Below are 19,808 nucleotides of genomic sequence, written 5' to 3'. Positions count from 1 at the left end.
ACTATTATGTCTATGTGGCTGCATGCGTTGTGACTTAACTTTTGGCCTCCTAATCATGGGTATTCAGTTGGCGCTGCTTTACGTAAAGTGCACCAACGGCTAAGTTATCGCCGTCTAAATCTAGACTACGATTGATCACTAAGGGGAAGTTTTTGCCTAAGCGTAAACTGATGCGTTTACACAGGGTTTCATTCGTTAATTCATTGCCCGCTAAGGCAACATTGTGCACGCCGATATTTAAATCGATATGTTCTAACCAGTTAGAAAGATAGTCCGCCAGCGAGTCTTGCATCGCAAAGGCGAGTTGACTCGGGTCGTCATTACCTGCGATACGAAAACTCAACACTGTGCCTAAGGTTTTACACCAATTCAGGCTGCGGTGGGCTTCACCTTTGGTCAGTGGATAATCGATACGTGGGGCATTGGCGCCGTGGTAACGCATGGCGGCGGCCATCAGTGCATCGCTGAGTCTTTCTTGGCTTTGCGTTTCTTCTTGGGGATTGAGGCCAATTAAAATGGCGGCAATGGCCCACAAACTTTGCAAGTTGTCCCGTCTGCCGTGAAGCTTTAGGCTCAGGAGTTTTAGGTAATCGTCGGGGAACAGGCTTTTAAACTTCTGTGCCACGGCTTTTTGTGGGCTGCTGTCCAGTTGATGGAAAATTTCGTAACCGTTATCGGGCAGCTCGGGCAGTGCAAAGAAGAGTTCGGTGTCGCCATTATTATCACAGGTCACAATTTGACTGGCGTGGGTATGGCTTAAGTAAATGACCGCGGCATTTTTTGCCTGTCTGTGGCTGGTAAATTTACCCTTGAGTAAGGCACTGAATAACGCTGCATCCGCGATGGTATGATTTTCGGTATCGCTAGCGTGTGGCGTGCCAGCGTGTTCAACTTCAGTGTGAGCTGCTTCTTCGTTAGCGGCAAAGGTGTTAGCAGCATGAGTCGCTTCACTCGATTGAGCTAATACCGCCACATTCAGTTCGCCTTGATGGGAACGTGACCGTTTCGCCGCTTGCCATTGGGCTTGATAACCGTGAAGACTGACTTTTTCCCTTAAGGGTTCTGGAGCGATAAAGTGCTTGGTTTCAGCCTGAGTTGAGCCTAAATCTTTGCTGGCAATTTGCGCCCAAGCACCATCGAGCCACGCGAGTTTCGGCCTATTATGCTTACCTTGGATATAAACCCAATCGACGCCTTTTTGTCGCAACACTTCGGCGAGTACTAAAATCACCCGGCTGTAGGCAAAACAAATGTCGTACAGTGGCGCACTGAGTTTGTCGTGCTCTTGCGTGGGTCTGGCGCAGATAAGTGGCTTTTCAATACTGGAAAGCGCGAGCACCTGCGCATCGTTCAGGCAGAAATGGGCGTTCAGCGTATTGGGATTACAAATTAACAGTTGTGGTCGCTCGCCTAAGGGCTGAGCAAACGGTGTCAGGCTGAGTTGCAGATCATCGGCGGCCGCTAATATCAGCGGGCCTTGTGTCAGCAGCCCCTGTGCCATGGCTTTTATATCTGACAAGGTTAAGGCTTTTTGCGCGGGCGTTAATTGTGTTTCGCCCTTGCAGCAAGGGCAGGCTAAATCTAGCGCGCCAAACTTCGCCGACTGATTATCGCCAATCAGCGGATAACATTGCTGGCAAAAAGGCGCGATGGCAGGACTTGATCCAGACTGTGAGTAGGGCAGTAAGGTTTTGCCGCCTTGGGGCTCGTCGATGACCTTAATGCCGGAGTCAATCAACCAAGCGGAAATCAAAAAGTCCGCGGCAATGGCATCGGCCAGTTGCTCGAGTTGAGTCTGCTCGCCCTGGGCTTCAATAAAGTAACTGTGCTGACCAAAGTCATGTAGGCCATCACAGCCTATGCTGATGTTCAGCGCATCGTAATTTAGGTATTGATTACATAAATGCGCGTACAAAGGCACCTGACGTGAACAGGTAAAATCGAATCTGATGTTTTTCATTTTCTATATACTTTCACCAGTAGTAACGCCGCGTTTATAAGAGTCAGGGATCAGCGAGTCGATACTGTGATCGGCAATACGCGTCGCAGTGAACCCAAGGGAGGCTAAGTGGGATAACAAGCTTGATTCCATTAACGGCACTGCGGCGGCGACTTTAGGGGTCAAACCCAGCACCATAGGTTCGAGCACGGTTGGGGTGACGCCCAGCACAAAGGTCTTAGGTCTGTCGCCAACCATTTCCATCATATTGAGGGTTTGCAGCATTTCGACTTCATGGGCGCTGCCTTGCCAGTCGATTTCCTTCGGAGCCTTATCAAAATCGAAGAAGTAGACCTCGCCCGCTTCTACGCCATTGGCATTGACAGTATCGACCACGATTAAATAATCATATTGGCAAATAATAGGGATAAGTCCCTGAGCCAAGGTGCCGCCATCGAGCAGCGTTAGCTGGTGAGACTCATGGGTAAACTGATAATTATCAGCTATATAATTGACAAAATGCACGCCGATGCCTTCATCGGCGTACAGGACATTGCCAATACCGAGTAGCAATATCTTCATTGGACTCCTAGTGGTGTGAGTCTGGCTTTGGGTAGTCATAGCCAGAGACAATCGAGTCAACTGAGTTATGTTTGAAGCGTATCCCTGACCAAACCGCCATATATACGTGGATAACCACAAAGATAACAAATGCCCAAGTTAAGTAGTGATGGAAAATCCTAACCTGTGCCAGCCCACCCATTTGTGCCGTAATCCAAGCGGCGCAGCCCCAAAGCATCCCACCTAAACCTTGGTGATACACATTGGCGTACAACACCAGACCCGTTATACATATCACGAGAGCGACCAGTGAGATTGCTACATAAGTCACAAATTGCAGCGGTCCATATACACCCGCTTTATGTAAGTGACCCATCCATAAGTAAGATTTCAGCTGAGTGATCCAGCTTTTTACACTCATCACATCGCGAAATGAGCGCCGCTCAATGTCGCTTCGACTGAAAAAATACAGGTAGAAGCGGACTAAGGTGATCGCGGTCAATACAAAACCGCAGATCAAATGCGCGAAGCGGATCCAGCCTTGTACGAGCACATCCGTACTTTCAGGCGCCACAAGAAACGGCCAAGCAATATAGAATCCGGTGATCACTAGCACTAAAATTGACAGTGCCCTGAGCCAGTGGAAAATCCGTATTGCCGGACTAAAAACCAGTGTCCGAATGCGGGTTGCAGAATGGTTCATTTTGCGTTCCCTCCCTCGATTATTGACCATTGGGACTGACACGGAACTCGCTCAATGCCTGACCTTTAAAATCCATCACGTGTACAGAACACGCCATGCAAGGGTCAAATGAGTGAATAATACGTATCACCTCAAGGGGCTTAGTAGGATCTTCCAGTTTCAAGCCAATTAAAGAGGCTTCATAGGGACCCATTTTACCGTTGGCATCCACAGGTCCTGCGTTCCAGGTCGTCGGTACTACGGCTTGATAGTTCTCAATCACTCCATTTTTGATGCGGATCCAGTGGCTTAACATGCCACGTGGCGCCTCAATCATGGCGTGACCTATGTACTCTTTGCTCGGGTCGATATTGGGTTTCACATAAGTTGATTCATCAGACTGGATATTCGTCAGCAGTGCATCGAAGGTTTTTAATCCTTCTTGGGCGACGATAACTGTCTGTAACATACGGGCTGCGGTGCGACCTAAAGTGGTAAATAGGGCGGCAACGGGTAAGCCAGTGCGAGCGAGCAAGGCATTGACTGAATCCACAACCACTTTGTTACCACGGGCATAACTCACCAATAGACAGGCTAATGGGCCCACTTCGACGGGTTCACCTTGATAACGGGGGGATTTCACCCAAGAGTATTTGCCATCACCATCCAGCGTTGGCAGCTTGCCGTAGACGGTATCGCGTTCAACAAAACCAGTGTAATTAGGAATCGTTGTACCGTCATAGGGATGCTGCGGCGCATCGGCGCTATACCAAGCATGGCTAACGTCTTCGGCAATCAGATCTGGGTTTACATCGCTGACACCGGCAAGGTCGCCGTTCATGATCACGCCTTGATTGAACATGTATTCGCCATTGGCTAACACAAAGTCATCGGTCGCCATGAAGTTTTTCACATTCACGCCGCCCAGCACGCTTGGCTCAGTACCAAAGGCTTCGGCCGCCATCACGATATCCGCTTGATAAGCGCGCAGGATAAAGTCAGTCACGGTCGCATGTTTTTGCTTCCATTCCTGCAGGCGAGCAGGGCTTAACATGTCACGCACCGACGTCACACCACCAACAACAACGGATTGTGGATGTGGAGATTTACCGCCAAAGATGGCCAGCATTTCCGCCGCAACACGTTGTACTTCAAGTGCTTTAAGGTAGTGAGAAAGTGCGACAAGGTTTTGCTCTGGAGTAAACTTATAGGTGCCATTACCCCAATAAGCGTTGGCAAAGGGGCCTAATTTACCGGTTTCGACAAAGCCTTTGACTCTTTCTTGCACGGCTCTTAAATCACCTTCACCCGCGGCTATGGGCTTGTCTGTGTATTGCAGCGCAACTTGTGCAGCTTTGGCCGGATCGGCGCTCAGTGCAGACACCACATCAACCCAATCAAGACCGTGTAGATGGTAGAAATGCACAATATGGTCATGCATGTATAAAGAGGTTTGCATCAATGAACGTAAGTATCTCGCGTTCAACGGAATTTGAATTCCCAGAGCGTTCTCAACTGCTTCAGTGCCGCAGCGGTAGTGGGAATAGGTACAGACACCACAGATACGTTGCACAATAAGGCCAACATCCATAGGTGTACGGCCCTTGAGAATGACTTCAATACCGCGCCAGAGTGTGGAGGATGACCAAGCCTTGCTGATGACGTTATTTTCATCAACTTCAACTTCGATACGTAAGTGACCCTCGATACGTGTGATAGGGTCGATAACAACGCGCTTGCTCATGGGTTATTCCTCCAGCGGTTTGGCAAAAATACTGGCAACGGCATGGGCTCCAATGCCCACCACAGTCGCGCCTAAAATCACCGCACCAATAGTATCTGCGGTCGCATCCAATCCATGGAGGAGTTGACGGCCAAGGGGTTTTTCAAAGTCGGCCATGTCATCCCAGAAGTTAGGTTCTGAGCAGCCCATACAACCGTGTCCAGCAAGTACTGGCCAGCTGGTGTGATGGTTAAAGCGCTCGGTAGGGCAGTTGTTGTAGGTGTAAGGACCTTTACAACCGACTTTATACAGGCAGTAGCCTTCTTTCGCGCCGTGATCGCCAAATTCTTCAACGAATTCACCGGCATCAAAGCGGCCGCGACGTTCACAGTTATCGTGTACCCGTGCGCCGTAAGCCCATTTAGGTCTGTTAAACATATCCAGCGCAGGTAATTTGCCGAACATGATGAAGTACATCAAAGTGCCGACTATGTTCTTTTCGCTCGGTGGGCAACCGCCTAAGTTAATGACGGGTTTACTGACCACTTCGTGTACGCCTTTCGCCCCCGTTGGGTTTGGATAGGCGGCTTGCACGCCACCAAATGCCGCACAAGTGCCGACAGAGATAATCGCGGCGGCGCCTTCTGCAGCATGTTTGATGATTTCTAATCCTGTGTGGCCTTTACAGCCCACAGTGAGGAAACTGCCGTTATTGGCGGTCGGAATTGCCCCTTCAACGGCCAGTAAATAGCGGCCCTTGTAGGTTTCGAGTGCATTTTCGAGGTTTTCTTCGGCTTGCCAACCTGCAGCAGCCATTAAGGTTTCGTGATATTCCAAGGAGATATGATCAAAAATCAGTGAATCTAGATTGGGGGTATCGGTACGAATTAAGGATTCTGAGCAGCCAGTACATTCGGCCATGTGTAACCAGATTAAGGGTACACGGTCGGCTAATTCGGCAGCTTCGGCTACTAAGTTACTAAAAGGGAGCGGCAATGCGAGCATGCTCGTCACCATGGCACTCCACTTCATAAAATCACGGCGACTAATGCCGTGCTGTTGCATTTTCTCAATCAGCGATTGTTGTTGACGGGGAGCGAATTGGCGTAACGCATCTAAGCGCGCCTTTCCCTGTTCATATAGGGCTGCATGTGTGTCCATGGGTCAACCTTTTTTGTTATTTAAATGTAAATTGGTAAGGGTTTACATAATTGACAGGGTCAGTTTAGGCCGTTGGAGTGTAAAGATTCTTGATGTATATCAAGAATTTTCAAGAGATGTGATAGAACTGAATTTGACATTTAATTAACATGACGCAGATCTAATTTCACTTTTCCTAATGGGACAAAATGTCTCATATTTGCCATTTTGGATGAAATCGGTCACTTAATCGGCGCTCATGTAATTAAGGTTACGCTGTTGAAAATGCCGACCTTAAGTGGGGGAGTCTGCGCATACGGCTTAATTGGACTTATATCAGCTTGTTTAAGAAAACCTTAAGATTCAGTTAATAGATTCAAAGGTAATCGTTAACGCGGAATATTCTATGAAGAAAATATTGTTGTTACTTAGTTTAATGGCCGCTGGCGTACAAGCCGCGCCGTCGTTGGATCACCAAGTGTTTAATGCGCTAAACCAAGCTGTTTCTCTGAGTGAGTTTAAAGGTAAAGTCGTTTATGTCGATTTTTGGGCCTCTTGGTGTGGGCCTTGCCGTAAATCCTTTCCGTGGATGAATGAGATCCAAAAAAAGTATCAAGATCAAGGTTTGGCCGTCGTGGCAATCAACCTAGATACAGATAACGAGTTAGCCCAAGAATTCTTAAAACAAGTCCCTGCCAATTTTTCAGTGCGTTTCAATCCAGAAGGTGATGTCGCGCGCAGCTTCGATTTGCTGGGTATGCCGAGCAGTTTCATGTTCAATCGCCAAGGTCAGTTAGTGCAGCATCATGTTGGTTTTTATGCCGATAAAGCCGCTGAATACGAGCAAGAGCTCGTTAGTTTACTGAAGGAGTAATTTATGCTTAAACCCGCATTAGTCGCAGTCACACTCATTATAGGTTTGAGTGGTTGTTCAAATTTAGGGGTGCAGCCGTGGGAGAAAGGCCAGTTGGCACGCGCTGATATGGCGCTCGACAGTGAAAAGCTCGATCTGGCGCTCGATGATCATATTTATTTTAGTAAAGAAGGCAGTAGCGGCGGTCGCACCTTTGCCGGTGGTGGATGTGGCTGTAACTAAACTCTCCGTTGGTGTTAGTTGCCCTTAGATGTAACGAATAGATGTGATGAGCTCAGGGGCGAAATCCCGCGGTATTGAATAGATGAAAGTGACCTACAGGTGTTGTCAGCTATGACCCAAAAAAAGAATCAAATAAATGCAAGACAATCGAAACAGATTGCGGGTGCGTTAGCCTTAGCCAGTTGTGGATTGTTTGCCACAAGTGGCCACGCGACTGAATTATCTAAAAAAGCTGACGACTGGAAGGTCGATGCCGCTTTAATGTATTACGGTGAGCAGGATAGAGTGCAGGCCGTTGAAGCCATAGGTACAGCACAAAAAGCCTTTGGCGATGATAGCATGCTGGATCTCAAACTGGTGGTCGACAGCTTAACCGGTGCCTCGGCTTCGGGCGCTGTGGCCCAAAGTACCAGCCAAACCTTTACTCGTCCTTCGGGCAATGGCCAATACAGTGTGGCAGCGGGCGATACACCGCTTGATGACACGTTCCACGATACCCGCGTTCAAGGCAGCGTTAACTGGGCCCAAGCGCTTAATTCAGACTGGAAGGTCAACGCTGGTGTCTATGGTTCAAAAGAATTCGATTATATGTCAATGGGGCTCAATGCCAGTATTGAGCGCGGTTTTAACAAAGACAACACAACGTTATTTTTAGGCACAGCTTACAGTTTCGATGTGGTCGATCCTGTCGGTGGACGTCCGGTGGATTTATCCTCCATGGCGGTTCGCGATAACTTCGCCAGTGAAGCCGCCTACCGCACCGCATTTGATGCGACTCGCCAAAGTGGCAGCGATAACAAGCAAACCGCCGATGTGATGTTAGGCATCACCCAAGTGCTCAGCCAGCGCTGGTTGTTGCAGGCCAATTACGGCTTATCGAGTGTCAATGGCTATTTAACCGATCCCTACAAAGTGCTCAGTGTGGTGGATAACAATGGCATCACTCAGGATCTCTTGTATGAAAGCCGCCCCGATGCTCGCTTGAAGCATAGCTTCTATGTGATGACTAAAGGCGCGTTGGATGCGGGCGTGGTGGATTTTTCCTATCGTTATAATACTGATGATTGGGATCTCACATCGCATACCTTAGAAACCCATTACCGTTATTACTTTACGGGCAATTTTTACGGTCAATTGCATCTACGTTATTACCAACAAACGGCGGCTAACTTCTATCAACCTTTCTTGATGGCAGATACACCATTGCCAGAGTTTGCCAGTGCCGATTATCGTATCGGTGATATGTCGGCTTATACGATAGGGATTAAATTTGGTCATCGATTATCGGGCGGTCATGAGATGTCGTATCGCTTAGAGTATTACCAACAGGATCCAAAAAATAACGGCACTACTATCCCAGGAGAGCTGCAAAACTTTGATCTGTTCCCGACGCAGAAGGCAATAACAGCACAGTTTAGTTATTCTTTTTAATACGAAATAATGCTACTGACTCAGATAGCAAGGCGTTAAACTGTATGGGTAGCTTAGCTACCCATACTCAATTTACCCCTGAGCTTATTTAAGCTGAATGCCAGTGGGGTGCCATGTAAAGAGGTGATTTATGATGTCGACATCATCCCTAAAAACCGCACTTTATTCGCTGCAACGCCGTGATTGGGGTTATGTGGGCGAATTTAGGGCCATGGCGAGTCCCTGTGAAATACTCATTGCATGTGATCAACTCGATATCGCCGACGATATGTTGGATATGGCCGTCACTGAGGCGCTGCGTATTGAACATAAGTACAGTCGCTTTATTGCGCAGAATTGTCTGTGGCAATTAAACCATGCCTATGGTCATAAGCAGCTTATTGATGAAGAAACCTGGCAGTTATTGGCTTTTGCCAAACAATGTTTTCAGCTTAGTGATGGATTATTTGATATCTCTGCAGGGCCGTTAATGGAGCTGTGGCGCTTTGATCCCAAAGCCCAATTGCCTGAACATGCCCGCATACTTGCCGCGAAAGCCTTAGTGGGGTTTGAGCGTATCGAGTTTGATTCGCGCCATATTGAGATGCCATCGGGAATGAAATTGGATTTTGGCGGCATTGCTAAAGAATATGCAGTCGATAGAGTCGCCTATGAGTTGGCTGAATGTTATCCAGATATTCCTGTGCTAGTGAATTTTGGTGGCGATATCGCCTGTCCTGTGCCCAAAGTGAACCCATGGCAGGTGGGCATTGAAGATCCTCGCCATCTCGATCGCGCCGCCAGTGTACTGGCGATCAGTCAGGGCGCATTAGCGACCAGCGGCGATACACGGCGCTTTTTTGAAGTCGATGGAAAGCGTTACGGCCATATTGTCGATCCGCGTACTGGTTATCCCGTCGTCCAGGCGCCGCGCTCCGTGACTGTGTTAGGGCCAAATTGTGTGACCGCGGGAATGCTGGCGACTATGGCCATGCTACAGGGCCAAGATGCGGAAACATTTTTACAGCAACAAGATGTTAAGTTTAGTATTTTCCGTTAAGGGTTCATTTAAAAGGCTCTGTTAAGGACATTGAATGCGTATTATGTTGGTTGAAGACAATGAGTTATTAGCCCAAGGGATTTGCTTAAGTTTGGCAAAGCTGGGCATGCAGGTTGATCACCTTAATAGTTATCAGCAAGCATTACAGGGTGTTAAAAATGAAAGCTTCAGTGCCATAGTGCTCGATCTGGGTTTACCCGACGGTAACGGTAAAGAGTTACTTAAAGCTTGGCGTCAGCAGGGAGTGTCAATTCCTACAATAGTCCTGACCGCCAATACGGATTTTGACACTAAGCTCGAATGCTTAGACATGGGCGCCGATGATTATCTCGGTAAACCTTTTGATGTGCGTGAATTGGCCGCCCGCATTCGCGCCATTGTCAGACGCCAGTACGGGCTCGATCACAACAGTTTGATTATTGGTGCGCTGTGCATTGATTTAAATACCCGCGAAGTGACCTTTCGCGATCAAAATGTGCTGCTTTCGCGGCGTGAATTCCAATTATTGCTTGAACTGGCGCAGTCGGCAGGGCGCGTATTGACGCGCAGCCAACTGGAACAGTTAACCTATGGTTGGGATGAGGTCGGCAGCAATTCGATTGAAGTACACATTCATCATCTGCGTAAAAAACTCGCCAATGAGCTGATTAAAACCGTGCGTGGAATCGGCTATACCTTGATTGAAATAAATTAATTCACTGAATTAAGTGACAATACTCACGTTTGTGGCTATTGATACCTCAGTGATTAGCTGAGGGTTAAACGTTAGGAAACTGAAGTGATTCGATTAAAGGGGCTGGATGTGTATTCACTGCGTTTGGTACTGACATTATTGATTTTGTCAGGTATTTCAGTGTCCGTTGCTGTCTCTAGCTGGTTGAGTACTCGGGATTCTAAGCATCAAATAGAAGAACTCTTCGATGCGCAAATGCTGCAAACCGCGAAAATGCTGGAGCTGTTTTATCACACTGAGCCCGGTGCGACGCCCCAGAGTACCGCGAGACCCCAAGTGCTCCACGTTCCCGATAGCCAGATCAGTTCCTTTGCCGAAAAAGCCGATGCCCTGAAACTCGCCTATGAGCATAAATTGGCGTTTCAAATTTGGAGTGAGGCGGGCGAAGCCTTAGTGCTGTCGGACAATATTGGCCATCAACCTATCACCCGATTCGTGCAGGGTTATCACAAGAAAGTGTTCGAAGGTGAACTCTGGCATGTGTTCAGTTTTTTCTCGGTCAAAAATCATGTTTGGATTGTCACCGCTCAGCAGGATGAAGTGCGCCAAGAGCTCGTATCACAAATCATGCACAACGCGGTTATCGTGCCCTTGATTGTGGTGCCTTTGACACTACTTATCGTTAGCCTATTGTTTTATCTATTGTTCCGGCCGTTAAAAACCTTCGAAAGGGAGCTGATTGGGCGGGCGCCGAACGATCTCACGCCGCTGACTATGTCGCTACCGAAAGAGCTCGTACCCGTTCGACGCGCATTAAACCTATATATCAATAGCATAGCTAGATTCATTGCCCGTGAGCGCCGTTTTAGCGCCGATGCTGCCCATGAACTGAAAACACCTTTATCTGTGATTAAATTACATCAACACGGTTTAGAGAGCCTGATTGACGATGATCCACAGCAGAAATTTCATCTAGCCGCGATTGATGCTGGCGTGGTGCACATGAGTCATACCGTTGAACAGTTACTGGTGTTAGCGAGGGTGGATTCGATAAATGAGCTGAATGTGTCATCCCACGCTATCTTGCCCATGGTTGAAGATGCGCTTAATCAACTGATGCCACAAATCACCGATTATGAATGGAATATCGATATCGCGCCCCAGCTGACCGTGACTTGCGATCGGTTCTATCTGCTGCTGGTGCTAAAAAATATTATCGAAAATGCCTGCAAATACAGCCCGCAGGAATCAGAAATCTCAGTGTCGGCCCATTTACTGGGTGATGAGATTAGTATCTGTATCGCGGATCGCGGCCAAGGCATGACAGAAGAGCAGATTGCTAATGCCACAGAGCGTTTTTATCGTGTGAATGAAAATGAAGGCATAGGTGCGGGTTTAGGTTTGTCTATCTGCCATCACATCATTGAATTGCACCAAGGTCGTTTAGTGATAGCGCCTAGGGAGCAGGGCGGATTATCTGTGACTCTTTTTTTGCCGCAATAGTTCAGAAGTTAACATCTTAAAATAGATCCGCAGTTTAAGTGACATCACCTCAGTGGTTTTGATACATTTGGGTGAGTGTAATTGTGAGTTTGCCTGCTATCTTAGAAAAAATACCTAGGTTTACCAACAGATTGGTTCGCTAATTGTGTTTTTTCATCTAAGATCATCCACACTAAGTTGAGACTTTAAAAAGTCTCATTTTACTTTCAAAAATGTAGCATTTGGATCACTTAACCTGCTTTTGTAACTGTGAAAGCAGAAATATGCATGATAATGTTATTTTTATATTCCTTTTAGGTATAAACTTATTCTCAAATAGTATTGTGTAGAAGGGGTTAACTGCATCTTTATTTATGAGTTTTTTTCTCCTTCTGATATCTTTCGCGATATGTAAGCAACTGTTTTTTTTCGCCCCTAAGCGAGAGTGAAAAAAATTCACTGTATACATAAAAAACATTGATTTCTTAGTTTATTTTTTAGGTTACCTATCTATGGTTAGCTTGTTGCGTTGCCCATCGTCCAAACCTTATTCGTCACTCATTTGTTCACTGACGCTAGGCGCTGTTGTCGCCCTGTCTGGTGTCGCGTACGCTGAAGAGACAAAACCCGCCGAGACAGTTCCTGTGGTAACTCCGCCGAAAGTGATTTCTCAGCCCGCTACAAAAAATCAAGTGAGATTCACTAAAACAGGCGCTTTCGATAGCGATACTGTGGTGAAGATTGCAAAACGTTTGGCAGCGAAACCGTATGTGGCCCTTAAAGACCCGTTACCGGCCGGCCTGGCTAAATTGTCATACGATGAATACCGTGACATTCGTTTTAACCCGACTGCGTCTATTTGGCGTGATCAGGGCGTGCCTTTTCAAATGCAAATGTTCCACCGTGGCTTCTATTTCCAAGATCTGATCGAGATTGCGATTGTGGAAGGTCAGAACGCAACGCACTTAGCCTACGAGCCTAAGTATTTCACCGCGGGTGAAGTGATTACCCAAGCGTTACCCAATGACGACATTGGCTACTCAGGTTTTCGCATTCATAACCAACTGAATACTAACGGTGTGTTTGATGAACTTATGGTGTTCCAAGGTGCGAGTTATTTCCGCGCTTTAGGTAAAGGTAACGCCTATGGTTTATCTTCACGTGGTTTAGCGTTAAAAACCGCCGATGCCGAAGGGGAAGAATTCCCAATATTTCGCGCCTTCTGGGTTGAACGTCCATACAATGACAGCAACTTGATTGTTGTGCATGCCTTGCTAGATAGCCCAAGTGTGGCGGGTGCTTATACTTTCTCTGTCCGTCCTGGTGATAACACTTTAATTGATGTTGAAGCGACGCTGTTTCCAAGGGTTGAGCTGAGCAAAGTCGGTTTAGCACCCAGCACGAGCATGTTCCTGCATTCACTCAATGGTCGTCACGATACCGATGACTTTAGACCTGAAGTGCATGATTCAGACGGTTTATTGATGTTAAACGGCCGTGGTGAGCATTTATGGCGCCCATTGGCTAACCCACGTCAATTACAAGTCAGTGCGTTTTCTGACAACTCGCCACAGGGTTTTGGTTTGATCCAACGTGAGCGTGATTATGCGTCTTACCAAGATTTAGAAGCACATTATGAACGTCGCCCAAGTCTGTGGATTGAGCCTGTGGGCAACTGGGGCCAAGGTTCAGTGGTGTTGACTGAAATTCCGACTGAGTCTGAAATTCATGACAACATCGTTAGCTACTGGAAACCTCGTCAGCCTATTCCTGCGGGCAGTGAATTCCATTTTGCCTATCGCATGAGCTGGGGTGATGAACCCGCGGCTAAAGTCGGTGCTGTACATGTGTCTCGCTCTGCCAGTGGCCGTGCCGATATTGCTAAAGCAACACCAAGACGTTTATTTGTGGTCGACTATCAAATTGAAGGTCCGATGACAGATGAAATGCCAGTTGCTAAAGTAGAAGCGTCTGGTGGTGTGGTCACCAATGTGGTGATTGCCCGTAATGCAGCCAAAAATGGCTATCGCTTAGCTTTTGAATTAGAGCCAGAAGATAAAGAACTTATCGAACTGCGCGCTGAACTCAAGTTCCCAACTCCTCGTCAGGTTGAAACCTGGCTCTATCGCTGGACGCTGTAAGGTTCATGACGGAGCAACATGATATGACTGTATCCGAAAACTCGGTACTCGAGACGGAAGTCCTCGTGGGTGGTAGTGCTATGCCAAATGAACGGCCTGGCGCTATGGAACCCCAAAATTTAAGTAAGATGCCAGAGGGATTCCCTCGCCGTAGCACAGTGGCAAATGGAGTACGTTCACGTGCTTCGCGCCGCTTCTTAGTGGTTGGCGGTGCTTTATTACTGTCTTTATTCGCTATTTATGAAATGGGCGCGGTATTTAGCATTGGCGGAATTACGCCACTGGAATATCTCGTGTTGGCGTTATTTGCGGTCAACTTTTGTTGGATCGCCTTAGCGTTTTGTAGTGGTATTGCGGGTTTTTTAATTTTGCTGCGCAAACCGCGGGCAAAAGATCTGCAAGTGACTGAGCTACATACGCGCACTGCGATCTTAATGCCGACCTATAACGAATCCCCAGACAGGGTATTCTCGGCGGTCTCTGTGATGGCAGAAACCTTGTCGCAAACGGGTCATGGTCATGCTTTTGATTGGTTTATCTTAAGTGATACTACTGATCCTGATATCGCCTTGCTCGAAGAGCAGGCGTTTTTGGTGTTACGTCAAGAAACCCATAAACATTCGCGTGTGTATTACCGTCGTCGTCGTAAAAACGTCGCCCGTAAAGCGGGTAACGTGGCCGATTTCTGCCGCCGTTGGGGTTCGCGCTATGATCACTTGTTAGTGCTTGATGCCGACAGTTTGATGGAGTCTTCAACCATTACAGGTTTAGCCCAGCGTATGCAGGCCGACCCTGATGCGGGCTTAATCCAAACGATTCCTTCGCTGATCAACGGCACCACTTTAATGGCGCGTTTACAGCAATTTGCGGCGCGCATTTATGGCCCCGTAATTGGTACCGGTTTAGGGTGGTGGGTACAAAAAGAAGGTAACTTCTGGGGCCATAACGCCATTATCCGTACCGAAGCTTTTATGACCGCGGCCGGATTACCCAATCTTAAGGGTAAGCCTCCTTTTGGTGGTCATATCATGAGTCATGACTTTGTTGAAGCGGCCTTGATCCGCCGTGCGGGCTGGAGTGTGGTCATTGCCTATGACTTGCCCGGTTCATACGAAGAATGTCCACCGTCGATTATCGACTTAGCCGTGCGTGATCGCCGCTGGTGCCAAGGTAACTTGCAGCATTCACGTATTTTGCCGACTAAAGGTCTGCACTGGGTTAGCCGTTTGCATTTACTGACGGGCATCATGGCCTATTTATCATCACCTTTCTGGTTGATGTTGATTTTGACTGGTTTGATGTTGGCCCTGCAGGCACACTTTATTCGACCTGAATATTTCACCGATCAATTTTCACTGTTCCCCACTTGGCCCATCATGGACTCGGATAGGGCATTGAGATTGTTCTACATTACTATGGGTGTTTTATTTGGCCCTAAAGTATTTGGTGTCTTGTTGCTGCTTAAAGACGGCGAGTTTGCTCGCAGTGTTGGCGGCCGGATTAAAGCGATATTCAGTGTGATCTTTGAGGTTATACTCTCAGCGCTGATCGCACCTATCATGATGTTCATCCATTGCGGTGCCGTGATGTCAATTCTGATGGGCCGCGACAGTGGTTGGTCGCCGCAACGTCGTGATGACGGCAGTATGCCTTGGATGACGTTAATTTATCGTCACCGTTGGCATATGCTGGCGGGTGTGATGTTAGGTTATGCTGCTATTTTGGATTCTCTAACCTTGTTGGCTTGGATGAGTCCTGCCTTGATTGGTCTGTGGATTGCCGTGCCTATTTCAGCATGGACGGGTTCTGTCAAAATCGGTGAAGTGTTTAAACGTGCGGGGATTCTTGCGACGCCTGAAGAGCGCAATCCTGCGCAGATTTGCCTGCAAGCACATGAAGCCCGTGCCGCTTACCAAAAACACATCGCTGAGCCTTGGACATTGGCACAGGTACTTAAAGATCCTGCGTTGATGGAGCTGCATTTGGCTATGGTGGATAAACAGCCATTGCGTGCTGCGGGGACTCCGATTGAAGCGATGGAAGCCATAGTGCATGTGAAAGTGCATGAAGCTCGCTGCCAACAGAGTGCATTAGCAGTACTGAATCGCCAAGAAATGGCGATGGTGTTAGCGAATCCTTTGATGTTACGTAGCCTGCAGAAATTACCAGAGCAGTTTGTTGAAGAAGATCTGGTCTCTTTTTGCTAACGAATATCTAACGCACCGCGAACCAACATTAGCGCAGCATTTGCTCGCAAATGAGTTTGGTTGTAATTATTAGAAAATGCCACTGACGACCTCAGTGGCATTTTTCTTTTCATAATCTGCAGTTTGCCCCTAGTAATTAACTGATCCCCATGAAATAGTCGTATGACAGTATTATTGACTGACATGATCGCTGGCTTTCAAGTGACCTTAAATAACGAAAGGAGTATTTATGGTATTGCACAAGATCATCCAGTATTTCCCCCGCTTTGTACGCGCATCGCAAATTAAGCCAATGCCCATGAGGCGCAGTTTGGGACTGTTAGTGCTGAGTGTTATTGTCTGTTTTCCTATCACGTCAGTGGCAATGGCTACCGATGATACTCAAGCCATTTCATCGAATCCCTGCATTGGTGCACAGCAAGACATGCTGCAGCTAAACAGTGTGCAACCAAGCACTGAGAGTAAAGCCGATGAGCCCGATGCAGCCTTGCCACTTACGGCATTAGTGCCGCAGGTGTTGCTGCTGGATCTTGCGGGCGTTAATCCTATTTTTGGTCTGCATTATCGCGAATTAACATTATCACCAAATACCTTATCGGCGGCCGATGTGGCGCGGGTTCAAGCTGATGTGACGGGCTACTGGCGTTATATCAAGACCTTTGCGCAGTGTAATAACGGCGCACCTGTAGACACAGTATCAACCGTTATTCCAACGGATCTCCACTATCAAAGGGTGCTAAAACAAGTCGCCCATTTAGTGCAATTGGATGCCACTGAACCTTGGGAAACCTTAGTGCTGGATGAAAAGTTAACGGTCGGAATGAGTCATCCATTCGTTGATACTATAGCTAAACGTTTGTGGCTTTTGGGTGACTTAGCCATTGAGCCAACGACGAACCTTGTCTATAGCGAAGAATTGGTGGTCGGTGTTAAGCGTTTCCAACACAGGCATGGGTTAAAACAAGACGGGGTGATTGGTAAGCAGACCTTGTATTGGCTGAATCAATCGCCAAAGGCGAGGGCAGTCTTATTGGCTAAAAATACGATTCGGCAACGAGTGTTTGAACGTAAGTTGGAGCCAAGCTACTTGCTGATTAACGTGCCCGCTTTTGAGATGATCTTAGTCGATAATGGCACCACAGTGCTCAATTCCAAAGTGATTGTGGGCAAATCTTCTCGGCAAACCCCGCTGCTGGATAGCCAGATTTCCAGCGTGGTCCTCAATCCCAGTTGGCGAGTGCCGAGCAGCATTCTACGCCGAGATATCCTGCCGCAGATTCGGCGAAATGGTCATTATCTTAATGAACGCCAATTTGATGTGTACGACTATAACGGCCAACTAGTGCAACACATGCCAGAAGAATGGCAGGACTTAGCCAGCACTTCGTTTCCCTACCAGATAGTGCAACGCCCAGGGGCGAAGAATGCATTAGGCAAATATAAGTTCCACTTTGATAACAGTTTCAGTGTCTATTTACATGGCACTTCTGAGCCAAGTCTCTTTAATAAGGACGATAGGGCACTATCATCAGGCTGTATTCGGATTGAAAAAGTCACTGAATTAGCCCAGTGGTTTAAAGAACATTTAGTTAAAGATAAGCGTTTATGGGACAAATTAGCCCCAGATGTAACGGAGCCCCAGTGGTTTTCACTTTCTCAAAAGCTGCCAGTGCATCTGGTGTATTGGACTGCATGGCTGGATGACAGTGGGCAAGAGCAATACCGTAGCGACATTTACCATTTAGAAGCTGAGTTGACGAATGCCGTACCCGCCACGGTTTTAGATCTCAATTAAGATTTTGGCACCATAAAGCTGAGTAAGATAACAAATTGAACTCACAGGGCATTTTAAAATCGTGGGCAGAATGGGGTTGGCAAAACTTGATCTTAGGGCTTATTCAGTATAATTTGCTTGATTAGTGACCAAAAAGCATACAAAAGGTGATCATGTGACTTTGATATGTCCTGCCCGTAGGCAGTTATTGTTAGGCCTGAGTGGTGTGGCATTATGTTCTCTTATTCCCTCAAAAGCAGTAGCCAGTCGTTCAACCAAAGGGATCCGCGAGTTAAGTCTGTTTAATCGCCATACCGGTGAGCGCGATGACGGCAGTTATTGGGTTGATGGTCATTATCAAAGCAAGGTATTAAACGATTTTAATCATTTACTGCGGGACCATCGCCAGAATGTGGCGGCGCCCATGGATAAACGTTTATTCGATTTGCTCTATTCCCTTAAAACGACTTTGAATGTCGACGATGAAATCCATGTGATTTCTGGTTACCGTTCCCCCAAAACCAATGCCATGCTTGCGAGTCACAGTGGCGGCGTCGCAAAAAAGAGTTATCACATGCGCGGCATGGCTATGGATATCGCGATCCCAAGCGTTAAGCTTAAAACCCTCAGAGAAGCGGCTTTATCCCTAAAACTGGGTGGAGTGGGCTATTATCCTAACTCTGGCTTTGTGCATGTCGATTGTGGGCCGGTACGACACTGGTAGCGTGAATAATTTGTTGCTGAACTCGCTGATAGAATCCTTGCTCTAGGGCTTGAGATTCTGTCAGGTAATGCCTCAGCAGCGGGATAAATTGCTGGTTGAGCTTGTTCATTTCTCTATGCTGTTGCCAATCACAGATCAATAAACTCAAATGTTGTGAGAATTGATACTGCCTTTGCCTTTGTAACTCAATGTCGACCGACTCAATAACCTGCATGAGTAAAATTAAGCTGCGGTTTTTCTGTTGGGTGCAGGCAAGCAATTCTAAAAATTTTAATTCGAGGGTATTTTGCTGGTAAGGAACGGTTTCGATAAGCGAGACAAGTTCACGGGCCAGTTGGCATGAAAGTCTGTTTTCTTGTTGTAACTGGTATAGCGCATGACGCATTTTTTGACACAGCAGTTATCGAAATTTGCCCGAGCTTATCAGGCTTCTCAATTTCCCAGTGTGATCTAGATCGCGTGTTTTTTGTTTGAGATCAAAGCCTTTTCCCAGCTGTAACAGCCAAGATACAAGTTCTTCAATTTGATAAATTGCTACCTGTTTTACTAACGCAGCGGCGGACAAATTGACGGGTTGCGGGATTCTTGTGCGTCTTGGGTATCTATGTTAGTATTCGCGCGCTTTATATGAGCCGTCATTGGTCGAAAATGCCGGCAACTTTTTACTCTAAATTTAAGTGAGAAACACATGTCTTACACTATCCAAGCACAAACCCGCACTGAAATAGGGAAAGGTTCGAGCCGCCGCCTACGCCATGCTGGTAAAGTACCTGCTGTTATTTATGGCCAAGGCAAAGAGCCAGTTTCTATTGTTTTTGATCACAAAGATATCATCAACATTCAAGCTAACGCTGATTTCTACACTTCAACTTTGACTATCGTTGTTGATGGCAAAGAAGTGGGTGTACGTGCACAAGCTATGCAACGCCACGTGTTCAAACCACTTATTGAACATGTTGACTTCGTTTACGCTTAATTGTCGTAGCTGAAGCAAAAAAGCGCCTAAGGGCGCTTTTTTTGTGGCTGATTTTCACGCGACTGATTTTCATCTGATGGATCGGCGTGACTATTTTATTGTCATCCCAAAACCACCGCCTCTGGCGGTGGTGATTGTTCCTTGAGGCTATAGCCTGAATTACGCCCATGCTAAAAGAGACTTCTTATTCACCACAAGTAAGAGGAGACGAAAAGCATGG

General features: G+C 47.2%; 17 protein-coding genes. 11 read left to right on the top strand and 6 right to left on the bottom strand.

All coding sequences use genetic code 11. From position 1 onward, the window contains the following. Nucleotides 1-49: 49 nt before the first annotated feature. From MO387_RS18100 to hyaA, 5 genes are read right to left on the bottom strand one after another with little or no spacing between them, the layout of a single operon-like run. Nucleotides 50-1,960, bottom strand: a complete 1,911-nt coding sequence (locus tag MO387_RS18100) for a NiFe hydrogenase (protein ID WP_107947223.1) — start codon at nt 1,958-1,960, stop codon at nt 50-52. Nucleotides 1,961-1,963: 3 nt separating this feature from the next. After that, complete coding sequence (locus MO387_RS18095) at nt 1,964-2,521, bottom strand: HyaD/HybD family hydrogenase maturation endopeptidase (RefSeq protein WP_012587810.1); 558 nt, start codon at nt 2,519-2,521, stop codon at nt 1,964-1,966. Between the two features lie 7 nt (nt 2,522-2,528). Next, nucleotides 2,529-3,203, bottom strand: a complete 675-nt coding sequence (cybH, locus tag MO387_RS18090; RefSeq protein WP_107947226.1) for a Ni/Fe-hydrogenase, b-type cytochrome subunit — start codon at nt 3,201-3,203, stop codon at nt 2,529-2,531. 19 nt (nt 3,204-3,222) lie between these two features. Further along, complete coding sequence (gene hyaB, locus MO387_RS18085; protein ID WP_107947228.1) at nt 3,223-4,926, bottom strand: nickel-dependent hydrogenase large subunit; 1,704 nt, start codon at nt 4,924-4,926, stop codon at nt 3,223-3,225. Nucleotides 4,927-4,929: 3 nt separating this feature from the next. Further along, the gene (gene hyaA / locus MO387_RS18080) at nt 4,930-6,066 is read right to left on the bottom strand and encodes a nickel-dependent hydrogenase small subunit (RefSeq protein WP_006081384.1); all 1,137 of its coding nucleotides are present in this window, start codon (nt 6,064-6,066) and stop codon (nt 4,930-4,932) included. A 385-nt stretch (nt 6,067-6,451) separates the two neighbouring features. On the opposite strand from hyaA, the gene MO387_RS18075 reads away from it, so the two are divergent. The 10 genes from MO387_RS18075 (at nt 6,452) to MO387_RS18030 (ending at nt 18,612) form a co-directional block, all read left to right on the top strand. Next, the gene (locus tag MO387_RS18075) at nt 6,452-6,919 is read left to right on the top strand and encodes a TlpA disulfide reductase family protein (protein ID WP_107947230.1); all 468 of its coding nucleotides are present in this window, start codon (nt 6,452-6,454) and stop codon (nt 6,917-6,919) included. 3 nt (nt 6,920-6,922) lie between these two features. Further along, nucleotides 6,923-7,141, top strand: a complete 219-nt coding sequence (locus MO387_RS18070) for a DUF4266 domain-containing protein (protein ID WP_107947232.1) — start codon at nt 6,923-6,925, stop codon at nt 7,139-7,141. Nucleotides 7,142-7,252: 111 nt separating this feature from the next. Next, nucleotides 7,253-8,572 (top strand): DUF3570 domain-containing protein, encoded by a 1,320-nt coding sequence (locus MO387_RS18065; RefSeq protein ID WP_107947234.1) that lies wholly within the window; start codon nt 7,253-7,255, stop codon nt 8,570-8,572. A 130-nt stretch (nt 8,573-8,702) separates the two neighbouring features. Further along, complete coding sequence (locus MO387_RS18060; protein WP_107947236.1) at nt 8,703-9,611, top strand: FAD:protein FMN transferase; 909 nt, start codon at nt 8,703-8,705, stop codon at nt 9,609-9,611. Between the two features lie 34 nt (nt 9,612-9,645). Then, nucleotides 9,646-10,305, top strand: coding sequence for a response regulator transcription factor (locus MO387_RS18055; protein WP_006081389.1), 660 nt, complete (start codon nt 9,646-9,648; stop codon nt 10,303-10,305). 84 nt (nt 10,306-10,389) lie between these two features. Beyond that, nucleotides 10,390-11,787, top strand: coding sequence for an ATP-binding protein (locus tag MO387_RS18050; protein WP_071938789.1), 1,398 nt, complete (start codon nt 10,390-10,392; stop codon nt 11,785-11,787). Between the two features lie 491 nt (nt 11,788-12,278). Continuing rightward, nucleotides 12,279-13,907, top strand: a complete 1,629-nt coding sequence (locus tag MO387_RS18045; RefSeq protein WP_011846652.1) for a glucan biosynthesis protein G — start codon at nt 12,279-12,281, stop codon at nt 13,905-13,907. 23 nt (nt 13,908-13,930) lie between these two features. Next, nucleotides 13,931-16,114 (top strand): glucans biosynthesis glucosyltransferase MdoH, encoded by a 2,184-nt coding sequence (mdoH, locus tag MO387_RS18040; RefSeq protein ID WP_006086416.1) that lies wholly within the window; start codon nt 13,931-13,933, stop codon nt 16,112-16,114. A gap of 229 nt (nt 16,115-16,343) precedes the next feature. Next, nucleotides 16,344-17,909: a L,D-transpeptidase family protein gene (locus tag MO387_RS18035; RefSeq protein WP_107947238.1), complete on the top strand. Its 1,566-nt coding sequence runs from the start codon at nt 16,344-16,346 to the stop codon at nt 17,907-17,909. Between the two features lie 154 nt (nt 17,910-18,063). Next, entirely contained in the window at nt 18,064-18,612 is a 549-nt protein-coding gene (locus MO387_RS18030; RefSeq protein WP_012089020.1) for a DUF882 domain-containing protein, read from the top strand. Here the strand turns inward: MO387_RS18030 and MO387_RS18025 are convergent. Beyond that, nucleotides 18,563-18,997, bottom strand: a complete 435-nt coding sequence (locus tag MO387_RS18025) for a hypothetical protein (RefSeq protein WP_006081396.1) — start codon at nt 18,995-18,997, stop codon at nt 18,563-18,565. The two genes, MO387_RS18030 and MO387_RS18025, sit on opposite strands and share 50 nt — an antisense overlap. 303 nt (nt 18,998-19,300) lie before the next feature. Here MO387_RS18025 and rplY point away from each other — a divergent pair, with 303 nt between their 5' ends. Continuing rightward, nucleotides 19,301-19,588 carry a 50S ribosomal protein L25 gene (gene rplY, locus MO387_RS18020; RefSeq protein WP_006081398.1) on the top strand — a complete coding sequence of 96 codons (288 nt, stop codon included), beginning with the start codon at nt 19,301-19,303 and terminating at the stop codon, nt 19,586-19,588. The last annotated feature ends 220 nt before the right edge of the window (nt 19,589-19,808 follow it).

The sequence above is a fragment of the Shewanella sp. N2AIL genome (assembly GCF_022690845.1).
Taxonomy (GTDB): Bacteria; Pseudomonadota; Gammaproteobacteria; order Enterobacterales; family Shewanellaceae; genus Shewanella; species Shewanella baltica.
Note: the sequence above shows the minus strand (reverse complement) of the source record. Positions and strands in the feature narration are given on the sequence as shown.

What these genes read in the sequence shown, in the direction of transcription:
- MO387_RS18100 (WP_107947223.1), bottom strand. Translation starts at nt 1,960, where the DNA reads ATGAAAAACATCAGATTCGATTTTACCTGTTCACGTCAGGTGCCTTTG.
- MO387_RS18095 (WP_012587810.1), bottom strand. Translation starts at nt 2,521, where the DNA reads ATGAAGATATTGCTACTCGGTATTGGCAATGTCCTGTACGCCGATGAA.
- cybH (WP_107947226.1), bottom strand. Translation starts at nt 3,203, where the DNA reads ATGAACCATTCTGCAACCCGCATTCGGACACTGGTTTTTAGTCCGGCA.
- hyaB (WP_107947228.1), bottom strand. Translation starts at nt 4,926, where the DNA reads ATGAGCAAGCGCGTTGTTATCGACCCTATCACACGTATCGAGGGTCAC.
- hyaA (WP_006081384.1), bottom strand. Translation starts at nt 6,066, where the DNA reads ATGGACACACATGCAGCCCTATATGAACAGGGAAAGGCGCGCTTAGAT.
- MO387_RS18075 (WP_107947230.1), top strand. Translation starts at nt 6,452, where the DNA reads ATGAAGAAAATATTGTTGTTACTTAGTTTAATGGCCGCTGGCGTACAA.
- MO387_RS18070 (WP_107947232.1), top strand. Translation starts at nt 6,923, where the DNA reads ATGCTTAAACCCGCATTAGTCGCAGTCACACTCATTATAGGTTTGAGT.
- MO387_RS18065 (WP_107947234.1), top strand. Translation starts at nt 7,253, where the DNA reads ATGACCCAAAAAAAGAATCAAATAAATGCAAGACAATCGAAACAGATT.
- MO387_RS18060 (WP_107947236.1), top strand. Translation starts at nt 8,703, where the DNA reads ATGATGTCGACATCATCCCTAAAAACCGCACTTTATTCGCTGCAACGC.
- MO387_RS18055 (WP_006081389.1), top strand. Translation starts at nt 9,646, where the DNA reads ATGCGTATTATGTTGGTTGAAGACAATGAGTTATTAGCCCAAGGGATT.
- MO387_RS18045 (WP_011846652.1), top strand. Translation starts at nt 12,279, where the DNA reads ATGGTTAGCTTGTTGCGTTGCCCATCGTCCAAACCTTATTCGTCACTC.
- mdoH (WP_006086416.1), top strand. Translation starts at nt 13,931, where the DNA reads ATGACTGTATCCGAAAACTCGGTACTCGAGACGGAAGTCCTCGTGGGT.
- MO387_RS18035 (WP_107947238.1), top strand. Translation starts at nt 16,344, where the DNA reads ATGGTATTGCACAAGATCATCCAGTATTTCCCCCGCTTTGTACGCGCA.
- MO387_RS18025 (WP_006081396.1), bottom strand. Translation starts at nt 18,997, where the DNA reads ATGCGTCATGCGCTATACCAGTTACAACAAGAAAACAGACTTTCATGC.
- rplY (WP_006081398.1), top strand. Translation starts at nt 19,301, where the DNA reads ATGTCTTACACTATCCAAGCACAAACCCGCACTGAAATAGGGAAAGGT.